The 25,765-nt window shown below is 74.6% G+C and carries 19 protein-coding genes and 1 pseudogene; 11 read left to right on the forward strand and 9 right to left on the reverse strand.

From position 1 onward, the window contains the following. The 5 genes from LY05_RS09760 to LY05_RS09780 all read left to right on the forward strand — a co-directional run bounded on the left by LY05_RS09760 (position 1) and on the right by LY05_RS09780 (position 4,159). The gene (locus tag LY05_RS09760) at positions 1 to 801 is read left to right on the forward strand and encodes a flagellar biosynthetic protein FliR (RefSeq protein WP_072747087.1); all 801 of its coding nucleotides are present in this window, start codon (positions 1 to 3) and stop codon (positions 799 to 801) included. Next, entirely contained in the window at positions 798 to 1,898 is a 1,101-nt protein-coding gene (gene flhB, locus LY05_RS09765; protein WP_148923038.1) for a flagellar type III secretion system protein FlhB, read from the forward strand. The genes LY05_RS09760 and flhB overlap by 4 nt, the downstream gene beginning before the upstream one ends. After that, positions 1,895 to 2,299 (forward strand): hypothetical protein, encoded by a 405-nt coding sequence (locus LY05_RS09770; protein ID WP_072747085.1) that lies wholly within the window; start codon positions 1,895 to 1,897, stop codon positions 2,297 to 2,299. Before flhB ends, LY05_RS09770 begins: the two co-directional genes overlap by 4 nt. 85 nt (positions 2,300 to 2,384) lie before the next feature. Further along, positions 2,385 to 3,455: a dihydroorotase gene (gene pyrC / locus LY05_RS09775; RefSeq protein ID WP_148923039.1), complete on the forward strand. Its 1,071-nt coding sequence runs from the start codon at positions 2,385 to 2,387 to the stop codon at positions 3,453 to 3,455. A gap of 2 nt (positions 3,456 to 3,457) precedes the next feature. Then, positions 3,458 to 4,159, forward strand: coding sequence for an orotate phosphoribosyltransferase (locus LY05_RS09780; protein WP_072747083.1), 702 nt, complete (start codon positions 3,458 to 3,460; stop codon positions 4,157 to 4,159). Positions 4,160 to 4,225: 66 nt separating this feature from the next. Here the strand turns inward: LY05_RS09780 and LY05_RS09785 are convergent, their stop codons facing one another. From LY05_RS09785 to mnmC2, 6 genes are all read right to left on the reverse strand, one after another. Then, complete coding sequence (locus LY05_RS09785; RefSeq protein WP_148923040.1) at positions 4,226 to 4,999, reverse strand: metallophosphoesterase family protein; 774 nt, start codon at positions 4,997 to 4,999, stop codon at positions 4,226 to 4,228. Between the two features lie 203 nt (positions 5,000 to 5,202). Next, positions 5,203 to 7,512, reverse strand: a complete 2,310-nt coding sequence (locus LY05_RS09790; RefSeq protein ID WP_148923041.1) for a xanthine dehydrogenase family protein molybdopterin-binding subunit — start codon at positions 7,510 to 7,512, stop codon at positions 5,203 to 5,205. A gap of 97 nt (positions 7,513 to 7,609) precedes the next feature. Continuing rightward, a complete protein-coding gene (locus LY05_RS09795) occupies positions 7,610 to 9,532 on the reverse strand; it encodes a bifunctional 2',3'-cyclic-nucleotide 2'-phosphodiesterase/3'-nucleotidase (protein WP_148923042.1) in 1,923 nt (640 codons plus the stop codon). 165 nt (positions 9,533 to 9,697) lie between these two features. Then, positions 9,698 to 10,501, reverse strand: coding sequence for an SseB family protein (locus LY05_RS09800; protein WP_170258957.1), 804 nt, complete (start codon positions 10,499 to 10,501; stop codon positions 9,698 to 9,700). A gap of 96 nt (positions 10,502 to 10,597) precedes the next feature. Beyond that, the gene (locus tag LY05_RS09805; RefSeq protein ID WP_148923044.1) at positions 10,598 to 11,194 is read right to left on the reverse strand and encodes a uracil-DNA glycosylase family protein; all 597 of its coding nucleotides are present in this window, start codon (positions 11,192 to 11,194) and stop codon (positions 10,598 to 10,600) included. Further along, on the reverse strand, positions 11,191 to 11,916 hold the full coding sequence (gene mnmC2 / locus LY05_RS09810; RefSeq protein WP_148923045.1) for a tRNA (5-methylaminomethyl-2-thiouridine)(34)-methyltransferase MnmC2: 726 nt from the start codon (positions 11,914 to 11,916) through the stop codon (positions 11,191 to 11,193). Before mnmC2 ends, LY05_RS09805 begins: the two co-directional genes overlap by 4 nt. A 28-nt stretch (positions 11,917 to 11,944) precedes the next feature. Here mnmC2 and LY05_RS09815 point away from each other — a divergent pair, with 28 nt between their 5' ends. After that, positions 11,945 to 13,069 carry an NAD(P)/FAD-dependent oxidoreductase gene (locus LY05_RS09815; RefSeq protein ID WP_148923046.1) on the forward strand — a complete coding sequence of 375 codons (1,125 nt, stop codon included), beginning with the start codon at positions 11,945 to 11,947 and terminating at the stop codon, positions 13,067 to 13,069. Positions 13,070 to 13,345: 276 nt separating this feature from the next. After that, positions 13,346 to 14,097: pseudogene (locus LY05_RS09820) on the forward strand (IS5 family transposase). A gap of 171 nt (positions 14,098 to 14,268) precedes the next feature. Here the strand turns inward: LY05_RS09820 and LY05_RS09825 are convergent. Genes LY05_RS09825 through LY05_RS09835 form a run of 3 tightly spaced genes read right to left on the reverse strand, consistent with a single transcriptional unit; the run spans position 14,269 to position 20,863 of the window. Beyond that, positions 14,269 to 16,077 (reverse strand): ABC transporter ATP-binding protein, encoded by a 1,809-nt coding sequence (locus LY05_RS09825; protein ID WP_072747205.1) that lies wholly within the window; start codon positions 16,075 to 16,077, stop codon positions 14,269 to 14,271. 34 nt (positions 16,078 to 16,111) lie between these two features. Beyond that, entirely contained in the window at positions 16,112 to 19,291 is a 3,180-nt protein-coding gene (locus tag LY05_RS09830) for an efflux RND transporter permease subunit (RefSeq protein WP_148923047.1), read from the reverse strand. Between the two features lie 3 nt (positions 19,292 to 19,294). Next, positions 19,295 to 20,863 (reverse strand): efflux RND transporter periplasmic adaptor subunit, encoded by a 1,569-nt coding sequence (locus LY05_RS09835; RefSeq protein ID WP_170258959.1) that lies wholly within the window; start codon positions 20,861 to 20,863, stop codon positions 19,295 to 19,297. A gap of 229 nt (positions 20,864 to 21,092) precedes the next feature. Between LY05_RS09835 and ispH the strand changes: the two genes are divergently transcribed. The 4 genes from ispH to LY05_RS09855 all read left to right on the forward strand — a co-directional run bounded on the left by ispH (position 21,093) and on the right by LY05_RS09855 (position 25,758). Further along, a complete protein-coding gene (gene ispH, locus LY05_RS09840; protein WP_148923049.1) occupies positions 21,093 to 22,076 on the forward strand; it encodes a 4-hydroxy-3-methylbut-2-enyl diphosphate reductase in 984 nt (327 codons plus the stop codon). Continuing rightward, positions 22,073 to 22,597 (forward strand): ribonuclease HI, encoded by a 525-nt coding sequence (gene rnhA, locus LY05_RS09845; protein ID WP_148923050.1) that lies wholly within the window; start codon positions 22,073 to 22,075, stop codon positions 22,595 to 22,597. Before ispH ends, rnhA begins: the two co-directional genes overlap by 4 nt. Before the next feature lie 89 nt (positions 22,598 to 22,686). Then, on the forward strand, positions 22,687 to 24,549 hold the full coding sequence (locus tag LY05_RS09850) for a DUF898 family protein (RefSeq protein ID WP_083581246.1): 1,863 nt from the start codon (positions 22,687 to 22,689) through the stop codon (positions 24,547 to 24,549). A 69-nt stretch (positions 24,550 to 24,618) separates the two neighbouring features. Continuing rightward, positions 24,619 to 25,758, forward strand: a complete 1,140-nt coding sequence (locus LY05_RS09855; protein ID WP_148923051.1) for a M48 family metalloprotease — start codon at positions 24,619 to 24,621, stop codon at positions 25,756 to 25,758. Positions 25,759 to 25,765: the final 7 nt, after the last annotated feature.

Raw genomic sequence — 25,765 nt, forward strand, 5'->3', positions numbered from 1 at the left:
ATGAACGAGACCGACTTCTTCGCGGCGCTGTCGGGGCTGGCGGGCCTGTCCGAAGGGGCGATCTACGCGCTGGCGGGCGTATTCGCGCGCGTGGGCGCGGCGGTGGCGCTGCTGCCCGGCTTCGGCGAGCGCACGCTGCCCATGCGCATCAAGCTGGCGGCGGCGGTGGCCTTCACGCTGGTCGTCTGGCCGGCCGTGGCGCCCCAGGCGCTGGCCGCCCAGCAGGAAGGCGCCGTGGGCCTGGCGCGCGCGCTGTTGTCCGAGGCGCTGGCCGGCCTGGTTCTGGGCGTCGCGGCGCGGCTGATCGTGATGGCGCTGCAGCTGGCCGGCTCGATCGCGGCGCAGGCGACGTCGGTCTCGCAGATCTTCGGCGCCGGCGCCACGCCCGACCCCATGCCGGCCATGGGCGCGATCCTGGTCGTCGCGGCCGTTGCGCTGGCCATGTCGCTGGGGCTGCATGTGAAGGCGGCGCGGGCGCTCGTGCTCAGCTATCAGGTCGCGCCCTACGGCGCGGCGCTGGGCGCCGAGGACCTGGCGCAATGGGGGGTGAGCCGCGCGGCCGACGCCTTCGCCTTCGCCTTTTCGCTGTCTGCGCCGTTTCTGGTGGCGGCCTTCGCCTACAACGTCGCGCTTGGCGCCATCAACCGGGCCATGCCGCAGCTGATGGTCGCCTTCGTCGGCGCCCCCGCCATCACCGCCGGCGCGCTGGCGCTGCTGGCCCTTGCGGCGCCGCTGATCCTGCGCCTGTGGCTGGGCCGGCTTGACGCCACGCTGGCCGCGCCGTTCGGAGCCCTGCCATGAGCGGCGCGCAGGACGAAGGCGCCGAGAAGTCGCACGAGCCGACGCCGCGCAAGCTGGAAGAGGCGCGGCGCAAGGGCGACGTTCCCAAATCGACCGACATGGGCGCGGCGGCGGGCTATCTTGGCCTTCTGGCCGCCATCACGGCCTTCGGCGCCGTCAGCGTGCAGACGACCGGCTCGGCGCTGGCCGCGTTTCTGGACCGCGCCGACGGGCTCGAGGGCCGCATCCTCGGCCCGGGCGGCGCGGGGCTCTCGGCGGCGCTGATCGGCCGCGCCGCGGCAGGCCTGGCGCCGCTGCTGCTGATCCCGTTCGCGCTGGTTCTGGCCTCGTATGTCGCGCAGCAGGCCTTCGTCTTCGCGCCCGACAAGCTGGCGCCGAAGCTCTCGCGCATCTCGATCATCTCGAACGCGAAGAACAAGTTCGGCCTGACGGGCCTGGCCGAGTTCGCCAAGACGCTGGTCAAGCTGTGCGCGGTCTCGGCCGTGCTGGGGTTGTTCCTGAGCTCCCGCCTCGACGAGATGATCGGCCTTGCGCGCGCCGCTCCCGCCGCGGTTCCCGCCGCGCTGATGCGCATCGGCGTCGGCCTGCTGGGCGCCATCGCCGCCATCGCCGTCTTCATCGCCGCCATCGACGTGGTCTGGCAGCGCTTCAACCACGCGCGCAAGCTGCGCATGAGCTTTCAGGAGCTGAAGGAAGAGCACAAGGAATCGGAGGGCGACCCGCATGTGAAGTCCGAGCGCCGCCGCCGCGCGCAGGACATCGCGACCAACCGCATGATGCTCGAGGTGCCCAAGGCCGACGTGGTGATCGTGAACCCGACCCATTACGCGGTCGCGCTCAAATGGTCGCGCAAGCCCGGCTCGGCGCCCGAATGCGTGGCCAAGGGCGTGGACGAGGTCGCGCTGATGATCCGCGAGAAGGCCGTCGAGGCCGGCGTTCCCATCCACTCGGACCCGCCCACCGCCCGCGCGCTGCACGCCACGGTCGAGATCGGGCAGGAGATCGCCCCCGAGCACTACGCCCCCGTCGCCGCCGCCATCCGCTTCGCCGAGGCCATGCGCGCGCGCGCGCGCCAGCAGGGATGGCGCGGCGAATGAGCGTCGATCTGCGCAAGCTGCGCCTGCTGGCCGACCTGGCCGAGCGCGTCTACGAGGCCGAAGCCGCCCGCCTGCGCGCCGCCCGCGCCGAAGCCGAGCGCGCCGAGGCCGAGGCCGCGCGCGTCGCCGCCGAGCGCGCGCGCGAAGAGGCCGAGCTGGCCGAGGCCGACCTGGCCGCCCAGGCCCGCGCCGCCGTCTGGCGCGAATGGGCCGAGCGCGAAGAGGCCCGCCTGCGCGAAGAGGCCCGCCGCCGCGAGGCCGAGGCCGAGGCCGTGCGCCAGGGCGCCGCGCATGCCTTCGCCCGCACCCGCGCCATCGAGATCATGACCGACCGCGCCCGCCTCGACGCCCGCCGCGAGGCGCGCCGGCGCGCCGAGCGCGACGGCGGGACAGAGGAATGACCCCCCGCGGCGACGGCGGCCTTTCCCCGCGGCGCGCCAGCGGATAGTGAAGGCGGCGACCCGTCCCAGCGCCGGAGCCGCCGCCATGCCCGATCCCTTGCGCCTGACCATCCGCCGCCCCGACGACTGGCACCTGCATCTGCGCGACGGCGCGATGCTGCGGGCCGTCGCGCCCCATTCGGCGGCGCATTTCGCGCGCGCCATCGTCATGCCCAACCTCGTGCCGCCGGTGGCGACCGGCGCGCAGGCCGCCGCCTATCGCGCGCGCATCCTCGACGCGCTGCCCGAAGGGGCGCGCTTCGCGCCGCTCATGACGCTTTACCTGACCGAAGAGACCGACCCCGACGACGTCGCCGCCGCGGCGGCCTCGGGGCTTGTCCATGCGGTCAAGCTCTATCCCGCCGGGGCGACGACGAACTCGGCCTCGGGCGTGCGCGACTTCGACAAGGTGCGCCCGACGCTCGAGCGCATGGCGCAGATCGGCCTGCCGCTGTGCGTGCATGGCGAGGTGACCGACCCCGACATCGACATCTTCGACCGCGAGGCCGTCTTCATCGACCGCGTTCTCGACCCGCTGCGCCGCGCGACGCCGGGCCTGCGCGTGGTCATGGAGCACGTCACCACCCGCGAGGGCGTCGCCTATGCGCGCCAGGGCGGCCCCGACCTTGCCGCAACGATCACGGTCCATCACCTGGTCATCAACCGCAACCACATCCTGGCGGGCGGCATCCGGCCCCACTACTACTGCCTGCCCGTGGCCAAGCGCGAAACCCACCGCCTTGCGCTGCGCGAGGCCGCGACCTCGGGCGAGCGCATGTTCTTTCTGGGCACCGACAGCGCCCCGCACCCCGACTCGGCCAAGGAATCGGCCTGCGGCTGCGCCGGCTGCTTCACCGCGCCCAACGCCTTGCAGATCCTGGCGCAGGTGTTCGAGGACGAAGGCGCGCTCGACCGCCTCGAGGCCTTCGTCTCGCTCAACGGCCCGGCCTTTTACAAGCTCGCCCCCAATGACGGGCGGATCACGCTCGAGCGGCGCGACGAGCCCGCGCGCTTTCCCGCCAGGATCCGCGCCGGCGACGAAGAGGTGACCGTGTTCGACCCCGGCTTTCCCGTGCACTGGCACGTCGCCGCGCAGGCAGACGACGAAAGGACATGACCATGACCGCCGCCACCTTCCCCGACAAGGCGCTGATGGCCGAGCTGGCCGCGAAGATGCTGCTCGAGATCGAGGCCGTGCATTTCCGCGCCGACGAGCCCTTCCGCTTCACCTCGGGCCTGGCCAGCCCGGTCTACATCGACTGCCGCAAGCTGATCTCCTACCCGCGCATTCGCGGCGCGCTGATGGATTTCGCCGTCTCGACGCTGATGCGCGAGGCGGGTTTCGAGCGCTTCGACGCCGTGGCGGGCGGCGAGACGGCGGGCATTCCCTTCGCCGCCTGGATCGCCGAGCGCATGGGCCTGCCGATGCAATACGTGCGCAAGAAGCCCAAGGGCTTTGGCCGCGACGCGCAGATCGAGGGCGACATCCGCGAGGGACAGCGCGTGCTGCTGGTCGAGGATCTGACCACGGATGGGGGCTCGAAGCTGAAATTCGCCCAGGCCATCCGCAACGCCGGCGCCGAATGCGCCCATACGCTGGTCGTGTTCTACTACGACATCTTCAAGGACACTCACGAGGTGCTGGCCCGCAACGGATTGCGGCTGCACCATCTGGCCACCTGGTGGGACGTTCTGGCCGCCGCGCGCGCGGGCGGGGCGTTCGACGCCGCGACGCTGGATCAGGTCGAGGCCTTCCTGCACGCGCCGCTCGAATGGTCTGCCCGCCATGGCGGCGCGACCGAGCTGCCCGGCCGCGGCTGAGCGCCCCCGCATCGGCCGCGGGACCGGCCCCCGACCCCTCGCCCGGACAGGCCGGCGGGTCGGGCCTCAGGTCTGCAGGAACGCCACCTCGCCCTGCGCGATGCGCGCGGCGGTCAGGCGGCCCGAGAACCACGCGCCGGTGTCGAGGGCGATGCGCCCCTGCTCGGCCGAAGGCTCGTCCACCACCCAATGGCCGTGCGCCACCCACAGCCCGTCGGCGCGCGGCGTGCGGCGAAAGCCGGGCGCGCCCCACAACAGGGCGCGCGCCTCTTGCCGTTCGGGCGGCAGGGCGGGGTCCGCGCCGGCATGGGCGAACAGCACGCGCCCGAACAGGGCGCGGTCGGGCGTCAGGCGCAGAAGGTCCAGATCGGGGCCCATCGCCTGCGCCAGGCGCGCGGCGGCGTCGGTCAGCGCCTGCGGGTCCGAGGCCGGGCCAAGCCCGCCCACGCCATAGCTCATCAACGTCTGAAGACCGCCGTTCGACAGCCAGCGCGGCCCGCCGGCCACCGGATCGGCGATGAAGTCGAGCAGCATCTGTTCGTGATTGCCGCGCAGCAGCGCCACCGAATCGCCGCCGTCGCGCGCCAACGCGCCCAGCGTGGCCAGAACCTGCGCCGACTCCTCGCCCCGATCGACGTAGTCGCCCAGAAACACCAGCCGCGCGTCCTCGAAGCCATGCCGCGCGGCGTCGTCGGCGATCCGCTCGAGCAGCGCGATCAGCAGATCGTGCCGGCCATGGATGTCGCCGATGGCGTAGGTGGGGCGGTCGATCTCGATCGGCGCATCGAAAACGGGCGAGGCGGCCCTGCGGCGCAGCAGCTTTTTGATCGGTCCGAGCATGGCCCTGTCCTACACCGGCGCGGGCCGCCGGTCCATGCGGCCCCTGGCCCGGGCCGGGGATGGGCGGCGCCGCGCCAGCCGGCCCGGCCCGCCCGTTCGCCCCCGCCCGTTCGCCCCCGCCGCCGGCCGGCGGGCCGAGGCGGCGCCGCCGGAAGGGCCATGCGCAGGCCGACGCGCGGGCGCATGTCGCCAGGGGCGCGCCGTCAGGCGCGGCGCGCGCGGGCCTCCTGCAGCCAGGTCCAGATCCGGTGCGGCGTCATGGGCATGTCCACATGCGTCACCCCCGCGGGCGCCAGCGCGTCGAGCACCGCATTGGCCGCGGCGGCCAGGGCGCCGACGGTGCCGGCCTCGCCGCAGCCCTTCATGCCAAGGGGATTGGCGGTCGAGGGCGTGGGCTCGGAGTGGAACTCGATCATCGGCACGTCCTCGGCGCGCGGCAGGGCGTAGTCCATGAAGCTGGCGGTCAGAAGCTGGCCGTTCTCGTCATGCACGACGCGCTCGCTCAGCGCCTGGCCAAGGCCCTGGACGACGCCGCCATGGACCTGCCCCTCGGCCAGAAGCGGGTTCATCAGCACGCCCAGATCGTCGACCACGACATAGCGCACGACGCGCGCCGCGCCGGTGTCGGGGTCCACCTCGACCTCGCACACATGGCAGCCGTTCGGGAAAGAGCGGCCCGGCAGCGTCGCCTCGCGCTCGGTCGTCAGAAGGTCGGCGCGGCCCTTTTCGCGCGCGATGCGGGCCAGCTCGATCATCTCGACCGCCCGATCGGTGCCGGCCACGCGGAAGGCCCCCTCTTCGAACACGATGTCGGCGGCGGCGGCCTCGAGCTCTTCCTCGGCCAGGGGGCGGAACTTCTCGATCATCTCGTCCGCGGCGGCGTTGATGGCCGTGCCCTGCGTGGTGACCGAGCGCGAGCCGCCCGTGCCGCCGCCCTTGGCGATCAGGTCGCTGTCGCCCTGGATGACGCGGATGCGGTCGAAGGGCAGCCCCGCGCGCTGGGACAGGATCTGGGCGTAGACGGTCTCGTGCCCCTGGCCGTTCGACTGGGTGCCGACATAGAGGTTCACGCCGCCATCCTCGGCGAACTCGATCCGCGCGGTCTCGTTGGGCGCGCCAAGGATCGACTCGATGTAGTAGCACATGCCCCGGCCGCGCAGCATGCCGCGCGCGGCGGCCTCGGCGCGGCGGGCCTCGAAACCGTTCCAGTCGGATTCGCGCATGGCGCGGTCCAGCACGCGCTCGAAATCGCCGACGTCGTAAAGCTCGCCCGCCAGGGTGCGGTAGGGGAAGGCCTCGCGCGGGATGAAGTTGCGCCGGCGCAGCTCGGCAGGATCGACGCCCAGACGGCGGGCGGACCATTCCATGAGCCGCTCGATGACGTAGATCGCCTCGGGGCGGCCGGCGCCGCGATAGGCGTCGACGGGGGTGGTGTTGGTGTAGACGCCCTTGACCGAGAAGAAGGCGGTCTGGAAGTCGTAGACGCCGGGCAGCACGTATTTCGCCAGCGTCGAGGGGATGTTCTGCGCAAATCCCGAGTTGTAGGCGCCCATGTTCGCCACGCAGTCCACGCGCAGCGCCGTCAGGCGCAGGTTCTCGTCGAAGGCGGCCCTGGCATGCGTGACGTGGTCGCGGCCCTGGACGTCGGCCATCATGGCCTCGGAGCGGTCGGCCATCCAGCGCACCGCGCCGCCCAGCAGCCGCGCCGCGACCGCAAGGGCGAAATGCTCGGGATGCGGGAAGGCCTTCATGCCGAAGCCCCCGCCCACGTCGGGGTTGGTGACGCGCACCTGCCCCGGGTCAAGGCGCAGGCGGCGGGCGAGCTGCTCCTTCAGGCCCCAGACGCCCTGACCGTTGAAGCAAAGATGCAGCCGCTCGGCCTCGGGGTCCCACTCGGCGAAGGCGCCGCGCGGCTCGATCGGACAGGCGATGACGCGGTTGTTGACCAGCGGCAGCTCGACGACATGGGCGGCGCGGGCGAAGGCGTCCTCGGCGGCCTGCTCGTCGCCGAAGGCCCAGTCGAAGGCCAGGTTGCGCGGCGCGACGTCGGGGTGCACCTCGGGCTGCTCCATGGCGCGGGCGGTGTCGAAGGCGGCGGGCAGCTCTTCGTATTCGACGGCGATCAGCTCGGCCGCCGCGCGCGCCTGGGCCGGCGTGTCGGCGACGACCATCGCCACCGCGTCGCCCACGAAGCGCACCCTGTCCACCGCCAGAACGGTGCGGCGCGGCTTGGCGCCGGGCGTGCCGTCGCGGTTGACCACCACGGCGCTGTCGATGTCATGGTCCATGTGCGCGTCCATGTCCGCGCCGGTCAGGACCAGCCGCACGCCCGGCGCCGCCTGCGCCTCGGACACGTCCACCGAAAGGATTCGCGCATGCGCGTGCGGCGAGCGCACGAACGCCGCATGCGCCGCCGAGGCGGGGGCGATGTCGTCCACATAGCGGCCGTGGCCGGTCAGAAAGCGCTGATCCTCGACCCGCCGAACGGGCTGCGAGACGCCGAATTTCGTCATGTTTCCTCACCCTGCAACCAGTGCGCGGCCTGCGGGGCCGCCTTGCGCGCCAGCCTAGCGGGCAGCGCGGCGAAGTCCACCGTTTGATAAGTCCGCCTTATTCCCTTGCGCCGGGGTCCAGCCGCAGGCGGTAGAGCATGAAGCCGCCGGGGCCGGGGCCGACGGGCGCGATTCCGGCGGCGTGGGGCTGGTCCAGATGGGCGACCGCGCGCGGGCTTGAGGGAAACAGCGCCGAGGCGTCCATGACCGGCGCGAAACGCCACCCCGGCGTCCGCGGCGGCGCGACCTGCCCGTGCGCGCGCAGATAGGCCAGCAGGGCGTCGCGGTTGGTCTCGGCGGTCTCGAACACGATCGCCTCGGGGCGCACGCCCGGAAAGGCGCCGCCGCCGCCCGCGCGATAGCTGTTCGTGGCCAGCACCAGGCGGGCGCAGGGGTCCAGCGGCCTACCGCCAAGGCGCAGATCGACGATCCGCTCGGCGCCGGGGTCGATCAGCCGCCCCGACAGGTCGTAGCGGGCCGGCGCCGTCAGGTCGATGCGGTAGGTCACGCCATCGACGACGTCGAAGTTGAAGCTGGGAAAGTCGGGCGCCAGCAGCGGCTGATCCTCGCGCCCGGGCAGGATGCGGTTGAAGGCCGCGGCCGCGCGCTCGAGCCATTCCTTGAGCGTCGCGCCGTCGATGAGCAGCGCCCGCAGCTCGTTGGGATAGGGATGAAGCTCGGCCACATGGCGCATGGTGATCGCGCCGGCGGGCGCGCAGGCATAGTTGTCGGGCCCTCCGCGTCCGCCGCAGCGAAACGGGGCGGCCGCCGACACAAGCGGCAGCCGCGCGAGCGGCGTGCCGCGCAGGGCCTGCGCCACGCGCCAGCTCTGGGCGCGGTTGACCAGCCGCAGCGACGGGTCGTCCGCCGCCATCGCGAAGAAGGTGCTGATCGGCGCGCGCAGCCGCCCGACCGGCTGGCGGATATGCGCCAGCGCGCGCGCGTGGGCCGCGTCGGCGGCGGCCTGAACGGCGGGGTCGGCGGCCTCGGCGGGCAGCGCGGCGGTCCGGGCCAGACGCACCTCATGCGCCATCACCCGCCAGCCGCCGCGGCCGCGCCCGAGCAGAAGGTCGATCGCGGCCACATGGGCGCCGCCGAAGCCGGCCATGGCCGCGGGCTTGCCGTGAACCGTTCCGCGCGCCGGGTCCACGCCGGGGGCGGCGGGATGCGCGCCGGGAAAGGTCAGGTGCTGATGCCCGGCCAGGATGACGTCCACCCCCTCGATCAACGCCAGATCCTGCGCGCCTTCCTCCTCGTCCGGGCGCGCGGCGATGGGCACGATGCCCGCATGGCACAGCGCCACGACCAGATCGGCGCCCTGCGCCTTCATGAGCGGGACCAGCGCCCGGGCGCTCTGGGCGATGCCGCGCGCCTCGACCAGGCCGGCCAGGCGCCCGTGATCCCATTGCAGCGTCTGCGGCGGGCAAAAGCCGATCACCCCGATGCGGATCGGCGCCGCGGCGCCGGCGCCGTCGCGCAGCGTGCGTTCGAGGATGACGTAGGGCGGCACGAAGCCCTCGTCCCGCGTCGGATCGGCGCCGCGCCTGCGCGCCAGATTCGCCAGAACGACCGGAAAGCGCGCCTGGCGCAGCGCCGCCGCCAGCGTGTCGAGCCCGTAGTCGAATTCGTGATTGCCCAGCGTCGCGGCATCGTAGCCCAAGGCGTTCATCGCCGCGATGACCGGATGCGTCGCGCCGGGGTCGCGCGCCTGCTCGCGCGCCGCCAGATCGGCCAGTGGATTGCCCTGCAGGAAGTCGCCGTTGTCGAACAGCAGCGCGTTGGGCGCCTGGGCGCGCAGACTGCGGATCAGCGCCGCCGCGCGGCTCAGCCCCAGATGAGGCGCCGGGCGATCGGCGAAATAGTCGTAGGGCGCCAGATGCGCGTGCAGATCCGTGGTGCCGAGAATGCGCAGATGCGCGCGGCCCGGTCCCAGGCGCCGGGCGAAAGCGGCCTCGCCCCCGGCTTCGCGCCCGTTGGTCATGCCTCGCCCGCCGAAAACAAATCCCGCTCCCTCAAATGCCTTGGCGCAAACACAAACCGGCCCGTCGCGCCTTGGCAACGGGTGCGCGCCGACGCCCCGCGCAAGGCGGCGGCGCGTTGCGCGCGCGCAACGGATGATCCGAAACGCGAAGCCGCGCCGCAACCCTCAGCGCAAGCGCGGCGGGCGGTCGGGGTCGGCGCTGGGGGCGGCGGGGCGCCTGGGCTCGGGCGGCGGCGCGAGGGCGAAGCCCAGACCCGCGGCGCGCGCGCGCGTCAAAAGGGCTTCGCCCTCTTCGGCGAAGGCGACGTCAAGCGGCGGCGCGTCGGGATCGGCCAGAAGCCCCGTCTCGGCGATGGCCTGAGCGGCCGGCCCCTCGGCGCCGGGCGCGCGCAGCCGCGCCACCACCGCCAGGCGCGCGGCGTCGGGCGCGCCCTCTTCGCGCACGCCGACCAGCCACGCCTCGGCCAGAACGGGCGACAGCGCGGCCAGCTTGGCGTCCAGCGCCTCGAGCAGCGCCCGCGGCGCGGCGCGCGGCGGCTCGACCGCCGTCAGCCGCGGCGCCTGAGCGCGCGCGGGCGCCTGGGCCAGGATCCCGGCCGCCCAGCGCAGCGCCTCGGCGTCGTAGAACAGCTCGGACGGCGCAACGCCAGGATTGACGGCAAGGTTCACCGGCGCGCCGCTTTCGGCGCGCGCCGCCAGCAGCGAGACCAGCGCCCTTCCGGGCATCGCCGCATAGGGCGCGGGCCGATCGACGAAGGCGGCCAGCCTTTCGACCCGATCGAAGGCCAGCGCGGTCGGGCCGGCCTCGAGCGCCAGCAACACCGGGCTGATCGAGTCGCCCTGCGGCTCTTCGGTCAGCATCAGCAGCATTTCCGAGTTGAACAGCGCATCGAACACGGCGCCGGCGGACTGGTCGCCCCCCGCGCGCGCGAAGGCCGCGTCAAGCGCGGTCGGCCGGGGATCGGTCATGGCGGCTCCTTGCGAGTGGCCAGGGCGGAACGGCCCGGCGCGCCGCGGCGCGGGCCGCCAAGTCATAGGGCCGCGCCGCGCCCGCGTGCAAGCGCCTCAGCGCAGCAGCTGCGCGACGCGCGCGCGCAGCCAGGGCACGACCTCGGCCTCGAACCACGGATTGGCGCGCAGCCACGCGGTGTTGCGCCATGAAGGATGCGGCAGGGGCAGGACGGCGGGCGCGTGGCGCCGCCATTCGGCCACCGTGCGCGTGACGTTGCGCGCGCCCAGCGCCCAGGCCTGCGCGTGCCCGCCGACCAGCAGCGTCAATTCGATCTGCGGCATCAGCGCCAGCGCCTCGCGCCGCCAGGTGCGCGCGCAGATCGGCGGCGGCGGCAGATCGGCGCCGCGCGCGTCGTAGCCGGGAAAGCAGAACGCCATGGGCAGGATGGCGATGCGCGCGCGGTCGTAGAAGGCGGCGCGGTCCACGCCCATCCAGTCACGCAGCCGATCGCCCGAGCGATCGTCGAAGGGCAGGCCCGAGGCATGCACCCGCGCGCCCGGCGCCTGCCCGGCGATCAGGATGCGGGCCGTCGCCGACATGCGCGTCACCGGCCGCGGCGCATGGGCCGTGGCGGTCGCCGCGAAGCGCGGGGCGCACAGCTCGCAGGCGGCGATGCGCGCCTCGAGCCGCGCGATGGCGTCGTCCGTCATCGCTGCGGCGCGCCGGCGGGCGGCTTGAGGGCGACCAGCATCTCGCGCTTGCGCGCGAAGCCGGGGCGCTTGCGCACCTCGAAGCCGGCCGCCGCCAGCGCCCGCCGCACGGCCCCGGCCGCCGAATAGGTGACCGCCGCGCCCCCCGGCCGGCAGGCCTCGAACACCGCCCGCATCAGGGCCGGCTCCCACATCTGCGGATTGCGCGCCGGGGCGAAGCCGTCGAGGAACCAGACATCGGCCTCGAACCCGGCCCGCGGAACCAGCGCCCGCGCATCGCCCAGCCGCACCTCGAGCGCCAGGCCCGGCAGCGCGGCGCGAACCGCTTCGCCCTCGGGCCGCCAGGCGGCGCAAAGCGCGCGCGACAGATCGGCCAGTTCGGGCCAGCGGGCGTGCGCGCGGGCCATGACCTCGGCCGGAAGGGGATGCGCCTCGAACGAGGTGAAGCGCAGCGTCCCCTTGCCCGCCCGCAGGTGCAGCCGCCATGCGGCCAACAGGTTCAACCCCACGCCGAAGCCCAGCTCGGCCACATGCAGCCCGCCCGGCGCCGCCGCCATGCGCGCGGGCAGGTCCGCGCCCTCCAGAAACACGTGGCGCGCCTCGGCCAGGCCGTCGAGCGGCGAGTAATACGGATCGGCGAAGCGCCGCGACGTCGGCGTGTCGCCGCGCCATTCCAGATCGTCTTGCGCCGGGGCGCGGTGGGTGCTTGTGTGCCCGCTCATCGGGCCGGAATGTAGGCGGAGGCGCGGCATGCAGGCAAGCGACGTGCTTGTGATCGGGGCGGGCGCCTTCGGCCTGTGGACGGCGCTGGCCTGCCTCGAGCGCGGCATGAGCGTCACCGTGATCGACGAGCGCGCGCCCGGCGCGGGCGCCTCGGGCGGGCCGGTGGGCGCGCTTGCCCCCCATGCCCCCGAACGCTGGAGCGCGAAGGCGGATTTCCAGCTGCGCGCGCTGGTGTCGCTGCCCGAACGCATCGCCGCGCTCGAGGCCCGCACGGGCCTTGCGACCGGCTATCGCCGCATCGGACGCGCCGTGCCGCTCGCCGACGCGGCCCAGCGCGCCCAGGCCGAGGCCCGCATCGCCGCCGCCGCCCGGCGCTGGCCGGGCGCGCGCATGTGGATCGAAGAGCGCGCGCCCGAGGCATGGACGCTCGCCGCGCCCTGGGGCCTGCAACGCGACGACCTGACCGCCCGCATCGATCCCGCCGCCCTGTGCGCGGCGCTGAGCGTCGCGGTCGCGCAGGAAGGCGGGCGGATCTTGCCGGGGCTTCGAGCGCGGCGCGTCGGGCCCGGATGGGCGCAGATCGGCGCGCGGCGCGTGCGCGCGCGCGCCGTGGTGGTCGCCGCCGGATGGCGCAGCTTCGCGCTGCTGGCGCCGTGGCTGCCCGGCGCTGGCGAGCCCGAGCACGGCCAGGCGGCCCTTCTGGCGATGCGCCCGCCGCCCGAGGCCTTCGCCATCCAGGCGCGCGGGCTGTGGATCGTGCCGCATGCGCAGGGCGTCGCCGTCGGCTCGACCGCGACGCGCAGGCGCGCGGATCGGCGCACCGACGCCGCGCTCGAGGCCGTGATCGGGCGCGCCCGCGCCCTGTGCCCGGCGCTGGAGGGCGCGCCCGTCATCCGCCGCTGGGCCGCGGCGCGCCCCCGCGCCGCCTCGCGCGCGCCGCTGGTCGGCCCGGTCCCCGGCGCCCAGGGGCTGTTCGCCGCCACCGGCGGGTTCAAGATCGGCGTCGCCATCGCCCATGCGGCGGCCGAGGCCCTTGGCGCGATGATCGCGCGGCAGCCTCACGCCCTGCCGGACGAGTTCCTGCCGCGCAAACTGCCCCGCGCGGCCGCGCCATGGCGGCGGGCCGAGCGTTCCGAAGCGCCCGGGGCCTGAAAGCCGCGCCGACGCCCTCTTCGGCTCAGCGCTCTGTCATGCCCGCGCGCCCCCCGCGGTTCGATTGCGTCGCGCATCGGCGCTTGGCGAGCCCGGCGCTTTCCTCGCTCTTCTTTCACGGCTGGCGGGACGCGCGCTTCCCGCTCCTTCCGCCCGGCTCGATCCTGTTCGGCTTTCGTGTCGGCCGGCGCATCCTGGCCGTGGGATGGGTACCCATAAATGGCATTCACGATTGTCGTGATTGGTGATTCACCGTCTTCGACGATGGAGGCGGCGATGGCGCGATTTGATCTGACCAATTTCGTTTGGGGGCTGATCCTGCCGCTTCTTCCCAACAAGCCGCGTGTGGACGACCGCCGGGTGCTGAACGGCATCTTCCGGGCGCCGAGAACCGGCTCGCTCTGGCGCGATCTGCCCGAGCGCTACGGCCCCTGCGCGACCGTCTACCATCGCTTCAATCGCTGGGCCAAGGCGGGGGGGTGGGTGCAGGTATTTGAAACTCTTGCGGAAAAGTCTCCGGGCAGCATGCAGTTCATCGACAGCTCGATCATCCGCGCCCACCAGCAGGCGGCGGCTCAAAAGGGAGGTCGGATCACACCCTCGGTCGCTCTCGCGGTGGATTGAGCGCCAGGATCAACGCCATGGTCGATCACCGCGGCCTGCCGCCGGCGGTCACGCTGTCGCCGGGGCAGGCCTCGGACAAGGCGGCGGTGGCGGAATTGCTCGCAGCCCATCCCGCGCCCGGCGACGTCGTGGCCGACCGCGGCCATGACGCCCGCGCCATCCTCGAACTCATCGCCGAGCATGGCGGGCGCGGCCACATCCCGACGCAGCGCCACCGGAAGGCGCAGCGTTCGGTCGATCCGGTGATCTACCGCCAGCGCAACCTCGTCGAGCGCTTCTTCAACAAGATCAAACACTTCAGAAAGGTCGCCACCTGCTACGAGAAGTCAGCGCGCAACGACCTCGCCGCCGTTCTCATGGCCTGCACACGCCTGTGGGCGATACATTATGAGTCCGCATCCTAGCCGAGACCACAAGCCGGGCACGCGAGGCCATGGGCGCGCATGCGCCCCTGCGGCAATCCGAAGGCTCGTGCGGCCGCGCGGGGAACGGCCTGCCGCGCACGGACGCCCGGTGCCGGACGGGCGCCTGCTCGCGCTGACGCAAACCCGTTCGGCGAAACTCCCACCGCCGACTCAGCCCCCCTCGCGGGCCAGGGCGCGGAAGGCGGGGCTTGTCGCGATCAGCTCGTCATAGGTTCCCGACGCCGCGACGCGCCCGCCCTCGAGCAGGTAGATGCGATCGCAGCCGCGCACGGTGCTCAGCCGGTGGGCGACCATGATGATGGTCTTGGCGCGGCCAAGGTTGCGCACCGCGTCCATAACCGCGCGTTCGGTCAGGTTGTCGAGAGCCGAGGTCGCCTCGTCCAGCACCAGCACGTCCGGGTCGTGATAGAGCGCGCGCGCGATCCCGATGCGCTGGCGCTGACCGCCCGACAGGCGCACGCCGCGCTCGCCCACATTGGTGGCGTAGCCCTCGGGCAGATCGCGCTCGACGAAGTCGTGCAGCTCGGCGATGCGCGCGGCGCGGCGCACCGCCTCCATGTCGATCCGCTCGGGCGGAACGCCGAAGGCGATGTTGGCGGCCACGCTGTCGTCGGCAAGGTAGATCTGCTGGGGCACATAGCCGATCGAGCGCCGCCAGGCCCGCAGCTGCTCGGGTCCGATCCGCGCGCCGTCGACGATCAGCGCGCCCTCCTGCGGCTCGAGCAGGCCCAGGATCACGTCGACCGCCGTCGTCTTGCCCGCGCCGGTGCCGCCCACCAGACCGACGGCGGTGCGTGCGGGCACGGTCATGTCAAGCCCGCGCAGCGCCGGGCGCCCCGCCTCGGGATAGACGTAGGAGACCCCGCGCAGCTCGAGCGCGCGGCGCAGGCCCAGCGGACGCTCGGGCGGCTCGGGCAGGGGCGGCGGCGCGCCGCGGGGCGCGGTGGCCATCAGATCGGCGTGCATGGCCTCGAGCGTGGGCAGCGAGAAGCGCAGCGCCGTCAGGTCGCGATAGAGCTGCTGCATGGCGGGGAACAGCCGCGCGCCGGCGAAGGCGTAGAGGCCCAGCGTGGGCACGATCTGGGCGATGCCGCCCTCGCGCGTCAGCAGCATGTGCAAGAGCAGCGCCATCATGCCGCCGAACAGGATCGCCTCGAGCAGCTGGCGCGGCAGTTCCCCGATCACGGCCACCAGCGTGCGGATGCGCGCCAGCCGCTCGGCTGGCGCGCGAAAGCGCCGCGCGGCGGGGGCCTCGAGGCCAAGCACCTTGATCTCCTTGATGCCGCCAAGCGTCTCGTGCGCGGCGCGGAAACGCGCGCGGTTCATGCGCACGCGCTCGGCGCCGATGCGCGCCAGCAGCCGCCGCGCGGCCAGGTAGACCAACGCATAGGCGCCGCCCACCGCCGCCGCCGCCGTCAGCGCCACGAACGGATCGATCGCCACGATCAGCGCCACCAGGAACAGCACGATGGCGCCATAGGCGATGACCTTGATCGCGGGCAGCACGGCGCCGTTCACCACCACGTCGACCTCGGCCAGAACGCTTTTGGCCAGATCCGCGCCATGGCGGTTCAGGAACCAGGCGTAGGGCTGGCTCAGATAGCCCGTCAGAAGGCGCGAGGCGATGCTGTAGGCGCGCATCTGCGCAAAGCGGTTCATCGCGTAGAAGGTGGCGGTCTTGACCGCCAGGTTGAACAGGATCACGCCCAGCACCGCCGCGCCCAGCGCGACCAGGAAGGATTCGTCGCTTTCGAACCCGCCAAGCTCGTAAAGGCTGCGCAGCACGGCGTTCTCGCGCGTCAGCTCTGGGCGCGAGACGACGGCCAGGAAGGGCAGGATCGAGGCCACGCCCGCCGCCTCGATGATCCCCATCGCCAGGATCATGACCAGGAGCAGCCCGAAGCGCCGGCGCTCGGCCGGGGTGAGCATGTCCAGCACCATGGCGTAGATGCGCCGCATCCGTCCTCCGCATCGCCGCGCCGCCGCGCGGCCGTCATCCCCGGCGGGCGGCCGCGCGCAGCCGCGCGGGCCTGCGCGCCATGCGGCGCATCGCCCGCAGCGCCGCCCCCACATCCTGCTGCATCAGCGCCAGCGCCGGCGTGACCACAAGCACTAGAAGCAGCCCGAAGCCAAGCCCATAGCACAGAGAGATGACCGCGGGCTTGAGAAACTGCGCCTGCTGGCTGCGCTCGAACAGCAGCGGGGCAAGGCCGAGCACCGTGGTCAGCGTCGTCAGCAGGACCGGGCGAAGGCGCTCGCACACCGCGTCGATCACGGCGGGAAACAGGGCGCGGCGGCGGGCGTGTTCGTCGATCGCGGCGATCAGCACGATGGAATCGTTGATGATGATGCCCGCCATGCCCATCAGCCCCACCACCGAGAACATGCTCAGCGGCGTGTCGTGCAGCCAGTGCCCCCACACCGCGCCCACCAGCCCCAGCGGGATCACGACCAGCACCGCCAGCGGGCGCGTCCAGCTGCCGAACACCCAGGCCAGGATCAGCCAGATCCCCGCGATGCAGGCCAGAAACCCCTTGAGCGCGTCGGACAGGAAGGCCTGCTCGTCCTCGTCCAGCCCGGCCAGCCGGTAGGCCACGCCATGCGCGTCGGCCACTTCGGGCACGATGCGCTCGCTCAGCTCGGCGCGCAGCGCCGCGGCGCGGGCGGCGTCCTGGTCGTCCAGATCGGCGGTGACCGAGACCCGCAGCAGCCCGTTCTCGCGCCGCAGCCGCGCAAAGCCCTGCCCCTCGCGCAGCTCGGCCACGGCCGAAAGCGGCGCCCAGGCGCCCGAGGGGGCGCGCACGCGCGCGCGGGTCAGGAAATCGGCGGCCGTCTCCGCCTCGGCCTGCCGGACCACGATGCGCGCGGTGCGCTTGCCTTCGGCGAAGCGGGCGGCCTCGATGCCCTCGAGCCGCGCGAACAGCTCGCGCCCCAGCGACTGCGCCGTGAAGCCCAGCGCGCGCCCCAGCGGCGTCGGCTCGATCACCAGCTCGGTCTTGTCGTAGGGCATGTCGTCCTCGATCGCGCCGACGCCGTCCAGCGCGGCCATGCGGGCCTTGAGCGCCTCGGCCGCGGCCTTGAGCGCGCGCGGGTCGGCGCCGTGCAGCTGCACCTCGATCCCGGCCTCGGGGCCCGAGCGCATGCTGCGGAAGCTGACCGTCTCGGCCATTGGATGGGGGCGGCTTTCGCGGCGCACCGCGTCGAGGAAGTCGAATGACGAGAAGGGGCGCAGATCGGCGTCGATCAGCTCGACCGAGACGGCGCCCAGCTCGTCGGGGTCGCGCGTTTCGGCGCCGGGCACGCCGCGCCCGGCCAGCGCGCCGACGCGCGTTTCGACGAAGGCGACGGGGTCCACGCCGTGCTCGGCCTTCATGCGCGCGGCGGCGGCGGCGACGGCGCGCGCCGCCTCGTCCACCGCGGCGCGGGTGTCGGCGCGCGAGGCGCCGGGCAGCATCACCACGTTGACGGTCAGCGCGCCGCGCTCGGGCGGGGCCCAGAAACGCCACGGAACCGTGCCGCGCAGGATCTGCTCGACCGACAGCGCCAGCAGCAGCACCGCGGCCGCCGTCAGCGGGTAGCGCAGGCGCATGGCCACGGCCAGAACCGGGCGGAAGGCGCGCTCGCGAAAGGCGCGGAAGGCGCGGTTGAAGGCGCGCGAGGGGGCGTCATACCAGGGCGCGCGGGTCTTGGCCGCCAGCGCATGGGTCATGTGCGCGGGCAGGACCAGGAAACACTCGGCCAGCGAGGCGGCCAGCACGGCGGCGACGGTGAAGGGGATGTCGGCGATCAGCTCGCCGAAGCGCCCGCCCACCAGCGTCAGCCCGCCGAAGGCGACGATCGTCGTGGCCGAGGCGGCGAAGACCGGCGCCGTCATGCGTCGCGCGGCGGCAAGCGCGGCGCGCGCCGGCGGCATGCCGCGCGCGCGCGCCAGATGGTCGGCGTGCTCGCCCACGACGATGGCGTCGTCCACCACGATGCCCAGCGTGATGATGAGCGCGAACAGCGACACCATGTTCAGCGTCAGCCCGAAGGCGTGCATCAGCCCGACCGCCGCCAGCATCGAGGCCGGAATTCCCGCCGCCACCCAGAAGGCGGTGCGCGCGCTCAGGAACACGAACAGCAGCGCGACGACCAGCGCCAGCCCCGTTGCGGCGTTGTCCAGCAGCATCGCCAGGCGCTGCTCGATCCGCTCGGCGCGGCTGCGCACCAGCTCGATGCGCACGCCCTCGGGCAGGCCCTTGTTCATGCGCGCGGCCAGCTCGGCGGTCTGGCGCTGGATCTGGATCGCGTCGCCCGCGGCCGAGCGGTCGACCCGCAGCGCCACCGCCGGATTCGCGCCCACGCGCAGCTCGACGCCCTCTTCGACGCCCAGGCGCTCGATGCGGGCCACATCGCGCAGGCGCAGCGCCTCGCCCAGGCCCGAGACGGGCAGCTCGAGCTCGGCCAGCGCCTCGGGGGTGCGGCGCTCGAGCCCGGCGCGCAGGCGCGCGGCGCGCGACTCCATCTCGCCGGCCGGCGAGGCGCTGACCGCGGCGCCGACCGTGCGCGCGATGGTCTCGAGCGTCAGGTCGTGGCGGATCATCGACGCCTCCTCGACCGAGACGCGGATGGTCGGCGCCGGCGCGCCCAGCACCTCGACGCGCGAGATGCCGCGCTCGGCCAGGCGGGCCGCGAACTCGTCGGCGATGCGGGTCAGCTGCTCGGGCGGCAGGGGGCCGTGGACGACCACGTCGGTCACGCGGTCGCGCCAGACGCCGCGGCGCACCTCGGGCGGATCGGCGGCGTCGGGCAGGCCGGTCACGGCGTCGACGGCGGCTTGAACCTCCTGCACGGCGCGGTCCATGTTCCATCCCGGCTCGAACTCGGCCGTGATCCAGGCGCCGCCCTCGCGCGCGTCGGAGCGCGTGCGCGCCACGCCCTCGACCGCGGCCACGGCGGGCTCGATGCGGGCCACGACCGCGTCGTCCATCTCTTGCGGCGCGGCGCCCTCCCAGGCGACCGAGACGATCACCGTCTCGATGACCACGTCGGGCAGGAACTGCGCGCGCAACGCGCCGGCGCCCCATGCGCCCAGCAGCACCATCAGCGCCAGCAGCAGGTTGGCCGCCGTCGGATGGCGCGCGAAATGCGCCAGAAGCCCGCCGCGCCAGGCGCCCGCGCCGCGCGTCTGCATCGCTCAGCCCCCCTCGGGCGATTCGAGGCGCTCGACCAGCGCGCGGGGCGCGCGCTCGGCCGACAGCGCGGCGAGAAGGCGCGCGCGCTCGTCCTCGGGCAGCGGCGCGGCGCGCACGCGCGCCATCAGCCGCGCGCGGCGGGCGGGGTCGAGCGTCACCGTGTCGTCGCCCGTCTCCGCGCCCCCTCCCGCGCCCCCTCCCGCGCCATAGCCCGCGCGCGTGTCCGCGCCCGGCCCGGCCCCGGCGCCCGCCCGCGGCGCCGACGCGGCCTCGGCCGCGCCGCCCGACCCCGTCGCCGCGTCGGCCGGCACGGGGCGCACCCTGACCCCGGGCGCAAGCTGGGGCAGCCGCGCGGCGGCGTAGCGCGCGCCGAAGGGCGCGTCGGCGACGATCAGCGAATCGCCCTGGCGACGCAGGATGCGCACGGCGCGCTCCTCGAGCCGGCCCTGCGCGTTGACGATCAGGATGCGCCCGGCCGCATCCGCCGCCGCGGCGGGTATGACCGCGACGTCGGCCAGCTCGGGCTCGGTGACCTCGACGGCGACGAAGTCGCCCGGCCGCAGGAAGGCGCCCGCCGACGGATCGAGCCGCGCATAGACCATGCGCCCCGCCCCGCCGGCCGCGACCTCGGCTCCGGCGCGGGCCAGAACGGCGGGGGCGCTCAGCGGCAGGCCGTCCATCTCGAGCAGCACGCGCACGGGCGCGTCGATCAGCCGGCCGTCGGGACCCAGAAGGCGGGCGAACTCGTCGGACGAGACCTCGAAGGCCGCCTCGAGCGCGGACAGGTCGATCAGCTCGGCCAGCCGCTCGCCCGCCGCCACGCGCCGCCCCTGCGCCGCGGCGGCGTTCGCAAGGATGCCGTCGAAGGGCGCGGCCACGCGCGCCTCGCGCAGTTCGCGCTCGGCGTCGGCCACCTGCAGGCGGGCGCGGGCCAGGGCGATGCCCGCGCGCGTCACCCGCGCGCGCGCCGCGGCCAGCGCCTGCTGACGGCCCAGCGCCGCCTGCCGCGCCGCCGCAAGGGCCAGCTGCGCCGCCTCGACCGAGGCGTCGGAACCCACGCCGCGCTCGCGCAACGACCGCTGCCGCTCGAGCGCGGCGGCGCGCAGATCGGCCTGCGCGCGCGCCGAGGCCAGCTCGGCTTCGGCCAGCGCCACCTCGTCCTCGGCCTCGGCCAGGGCGGCGTTGGCCTCGTCGCGGGCGATGCGCGCGCGCTCGAGGGCCGATTGCAGCGGCGCGGGGTCCAGCGAGAACACCAGCTCGCCCGCCGCCACATGGCCGCCATCGGCGAAGTTGGGCGACAGCTGGGCCAACGTGCCCGCCGCCGAGGCGCGCAGCTCCAGCGTCCGCCCGCTGCGCACGCGGCCATGGGCGCGGATGACCGGCCGGACCCGGGTCGGGGTCAGGGTCAGGACCGCGGCGACGCGCGCGCGCTCGGCCGCCGCCTGCGGCCGCGCGCCGCCCTCGCGCCGCGCCTCGAGCGCGTCGCCCACGCGCAGCGCCGCCAGCGCCAGAAGCGCCAGCGTCGCCGCCGTCAGCGCGGCGCCGATCGCCGCTCGCATCACGAAACGCATCGCGCGATGAATCCTCCCTTCCGCATTCGGGGCGCGCCCGTCGCGAACCTGTCCCCGAACGTAGCGGGCGCGCGCGCACATTCTACGCGCGATTCGCCCCCGTCCGTCGACGCCCCCGTCCCACCGCGCCGTCGCGGGCGCCGGTTGAAATCGCGCCCCCCGCGCCCTATGCCATCGGGGCAGACGCGCCGCCCCGCCGGGCGCATGCGCGCGCATGAAGGACTGCGCCATGAGCCGACCGCCCATCACCCTTCACCTGGCCGCCCCGCGCGGCTTTTGCGCCGGCGTGGACCGCGCCATCAGGATCGTGGAGATGGCGATCGAGAAATGGGGCGCGCCGGTCTATGTGCGTCACGAGATCGTGCACAACCGTTACGTCGTGGACGCGCTGCGCGCCAAGGGCGCCGTCTTCGTCGAGGAGCTGGACGAGTGCCCCGCCGACCGCCCCGTTGTGTTCTCGGCGCATGGGGTTCCGAAATCGGTTCCGGCCGAGGCCGAGCGGCGCCGGATGCTGTATGTGGACGCCACCTGCCCGCTCGTCTCCAAGGTCCACATCGAAGCCGAGCGGCACCACCAGAACGGCCTGCAGATGGTCATGATCGGCCATCAGGGCCACCCCGAGACCATCGGCACCATGGGCCAGCTGCCCGAGGGCGAGGTTCTGCTGGTCGAGACCGTCGAGGACGTGGCGCGCCTGACGCCCCGCGATCCCGAGCGCCTGGCCTACATCACCCAGACCACGCTCAGCGTCGACGACACGGCCGAGATCGTCGCCGCCCTGCGCGCGCGCTTTCCGAACATCGTCGGCCCGCACAAGGAGGACATCTGCTACGCCACCACCAACCGCCAGGCGGCGGTCAAGGCGGTGGCGCCGCTGGTGGACGCGCTGCTTGTGATCGGGGCGCCGAACTCGTCCAACTCGCGCCGCCTGGTCGAGGTGGCCCGGCGCGCGGGCTGCGGCTATGCGCAGCTGGTCCAGCGCGCGGCCGAGATCGACTGGCGCGCGCTGGAGGGGGCGCGCGCGGTGGGCATCACGGCCGGCGCCTCGGCGCCCGAGATCCTGGTGGACGAGGTGGTGGACGCCTTCCGCGACCGCTACGAGGTGGATCTGCGCACCGTCGAGACGGCGATCGAGCGCGTCAGCTTCAAGCCGCCGCGCATCCTGCGCGACGCGGCCGCCGGCCAGGAGAGCCGCGAGGAAACCGGCGCATGACCGAGATATTCGCCTACACCGACGGCGCGTGCTCGGGCAATCCGGGGCCGGGCGGCTGGGGCGCGCTGCTGGTGGCCGTGCGCGACGGCGCGCGGGTCAAGGAGCGCGAGCTTTCGGGCGGCGAGCCGGCCACCACCAACAACCGCATGGAGCTGATGGCCGCGATCCAGGCGCTCGAGGCGCTGGGGCGTCCGGCCAAGGTCACCGTCGTCACCGACAGCGCCTATGTGAAGGGCGGCATCACCAGCTGGATGAAAGGCTGGAAGCGCAACGGGTGGAAGACGGCCTCGCGCCAGCCGGTCAAGAACGAGGATCTCTGGCGCCGGCTCGACGCGGCGCAGGCGCGCCACGACGTGACGTGGAAGTGGGTCAAGGGCCATGCCGGCCACCCCGAGAACGAGCGCGCCGACGCGCTGGCGCGCGCGGGCATGGCGCCCTTCAAGCCCCAAGGCGCGGACAAGCCGCCGCGTCCCGCCCGCGCCCGCCGCCCGCGAAAGCCCGCCGGCGCCGCGGGCGGATGACCCGGCGGGCTTTTCCGGTCGGGCGTCTTCGCGTTATGGTGGCGTCGTGACCGGAACCCCCGGCCCGGTGTTCGGAGCGTGAATCGGCCATGCGTCGCAGGCGTCGCCAGCAGCAGGAAGAAGATGTGGACATCGTCGCCCTGTTCGGCGACCTGATCCGCGAAGACGCCGAGCGCCTCTATGGCGATGACGAGCTCTCGGCTGCTTCCCCGCGCAAGGCAGGCGGCGGAAGGTCCGGCGCCGAAGCCGACGCGGCGCGCGCCAGGGCGACGCCCGCTTCGGCCAAGGCCGCGCAGAAGGCGCCGCGCAACGCCGCCGCGCCGCCCGCGCCATCGGCAAAGGCGCCGGAAACGTCGCCCGCCCGGACGGCCAGCAAGGATGCGGCCGGCCGGCGCCCGCCGCTGCCCGATCCGGCCAAGGGCGCGCCGACGCACGAACCCGCCGCGCCCTCGCCCGCCCGGCCCGAGCCGGACCGCCCGGCGCCCGACAACGCGGCGCCCGACCGCCCGGCGCCCGACCACCCGGCGCCCGAACCGCCCGAAGCCGTCGAACCGATGCCCGAACGGTCCGCCCCCGCAGCGGGCGAATCGGCCGCGGCAGCGGCGCAACCGGTCGACGAAGACCAGCCCATCCTCACAGCCGACCCGTATGACGAAGCCGAGCCCGAAAACGGCGCCGCCGGGCCCGAGGCGCCCGGCGCCCCGTGGGCCGACGCCGACGGCGCCATGGCTTTCGACGCCGAGGATGACGGCCCGCTCAACCGCCTTGCGCTGCGCGGCGCCTTGCTGGCCAGCTTCACGCTAGGCCTTGGCCTGCCCTGGCTGCGCGCGGCGATCGACGAGGCGTTGTGGGCGCGCACGCTGATCGACGGCGAGGCCGTGCGCATGGCCTCAACCCGCCGCGCCGCGCTGCGCGACGGCGCGATGCTGGCGGCGATCGGGGCCGCGATCGCGCTCGGCGCCTGGCTGGCGGCGCCGGCGGCGCTGGCCGCGCTGGGCGCACCCGAGGCGGCCGGGCTGCGGGCGGCGGCGGCGGCGCTGCTGGCGGCGCTTCCGCTGGGCGCGCTGGCGCAGCTGGCGACATGGCGGCGACGCGCCCGGCTGCTGGGCGCGGCCAGCTGGCGCGGGGTCGGCGCCGCGCTGCGCGGCTCGGCCTGGTCGCTGCCGGCGCTGTGGCTGGCATGGGCGCCGCTGGTGATCGGCTCGGCCGGGCTGCTGGCGCCCTTCTGGCGCATGGCGCGCGAGCGGCACATGCTCCGGCGCGCCTACTGGGGCGAAGAGCGGTTCGGCTTCGAGGCCTCGGCGCTGGGCGCCGCGCCGCGCTGGCTGGCCTTCTGGGCGCTGACGGCGGGCGGCGGGGCGCTGGCGGCCATCGGCGCGCTGGGGCCCGACCTGCCGCCGGCCCTCCACCCGCTGCTCGGCCCGGTGGCAGAGCTTGTCCGCGCGGCATGGCGCGCGCCGGGCGCCGAGCTGGCGCTTGCGCTTTGGGCGGGGGCGGGGGCTGCGGCGCTGTTCGCCTACCGCGCCGCCGAGCTGCGCGCCATGATCGGCGGGCTGCGCCTGGGCGGCGCGGCGGCGCGCTGCGGGCTGCGGGCCTCGGGGCTGTGGGCGGCGCTCGCCTCGACGGCGCTGCGCGCGCTCTGGCCCGGCGCGCTGATCTGGGCGGCGCTGGCGCTGATCGCGGCCATCCCACTGGCGGCGAATGCGGCGCTTGGCGCGCCGGGGGCGGATTACTGGCGCAACCCGGTCCTGGCCGCCGCGTCGCTGGGCGCAGCCGGCGCGCTGGGCGCGGCGTGGTCGCTGTGGCTGTGGAGCGCGGCGTGGCTGCGCGCGCGGCACGCGCGGCTGTGCATGGCCAGCGACGTCATCGCCGTCGAGGACCTGCGCGCCCTGCGCTGGCGCATGTCGGGCGCGGCGCCGCCGCGGGTGGCGAAGGCGGACGCATCGGAGTAAACCGATGCTCTCGCGCCCCACGGCGCCAGGGCGGCCCGCGCCGCCTCAAGGATCGGAGACGGCCAGTCGATGCGCGCAATCACGGGCGCGACCGCGCTCAAACGCTACGCCCTGCTCGAGGCCGAAGGACGCTACGTCCCGGCGCCCGGCGCCCAGCCGCAAGAGGTGATCGTCAAGTTCGGCGCGGCCTCGCTGACGCTTTTCACCCTGTCAGACGAGCCCATCGACCATTGGGCGCTGGGCAGCCTGCGGGCCGATCCCGCCGCCGCCGACCCCAAAACCGGCCACGCCGAGGCGCTGACGCTCATGCCCGACGCCGATGCGCCGGAGCGGCTGACCATCGCCGACCGCGACATGATCGCCGCGCTGGAAGAGGTCTGCCCCGACCTGCGCCGGCCGCCCCGCGCGCCGCGGCGGCGCTGGCGGCGCCTGGCGTGGATCGCCGCCGCGCTGGCGCTGGCCGGGGCGCTGTCGGCGGCGACGCCCGCGGCGCTGCGCGCGCTGGCCATGCGCGCGCCGATCGAACGCACGGCGGCGCTGGGCCGCGCGCTGGCGCAGGCCGCCCCGGCGGCCCTTGGCCCCGAAGCGCGCCTGTGCGCGGCCCCCGACGGCGTCGCGGCGCTCGATCGCCTGGCGCGGCGGCTGACGCCGGCCCTTGACGCCGCGCCGCCGGCGCGTCTCGCGGTCGTGGACTGGCCCGCGCGCAACGCGGCGGCGCTGCCGGGCGGCTGGGTGCTGATCCTTCGCGGGCTGATCGACGCGGCCCGCACCCCCGAAGAGCTGGCCGCCGCCGTCGCACACGAGCTGGCCCACGCCGCGCGGCGCGCGCCGCTGGACGCGCTGCTGCGCGCCGGCGGCCCGCGCGAATCGCTGCGGCTTCTGACCGGCGGCCTGCCGGGCCCGGCCGAGGCGCCCGCCCTCGCGCAAGCCCTGCTGCGCGCGCGGCACGATGCGCGCGCCGAGGCCGGCGCCGACGCCGCCGCGCTGGACGCCTTCGCCAAGGCCGGGCTGCCCGCCTCGGCCATGGCGGCGCTGCTCGAGACGCTGGCGCGCGACCCGGGCCCGGCGCCGCGCAGCCACCTGTCGCGCGACCCCGAGGCGCGCGCCCGCGCCGCCCGCGCCCGCGCAGCGGACGTGATCGGGGCAAGCCCCTTCCGCCCCGCGCTCGAGGACGGCGACTGGGTGGCCCTGCGTCAGATCTGCGATTGAGCCCGGC

It is taken from the genome of Oceanicella actignis, from assembly GCF_008124525.1.
In the GTDB taxonomy this organism is placed as follows: domain Bacteria; phylum Pseudomonadota; class Alphaproteobacteria; order Rhodobacterales; family Rhodobacteraceae; genus Oceanicella; species Oceanicella actignis.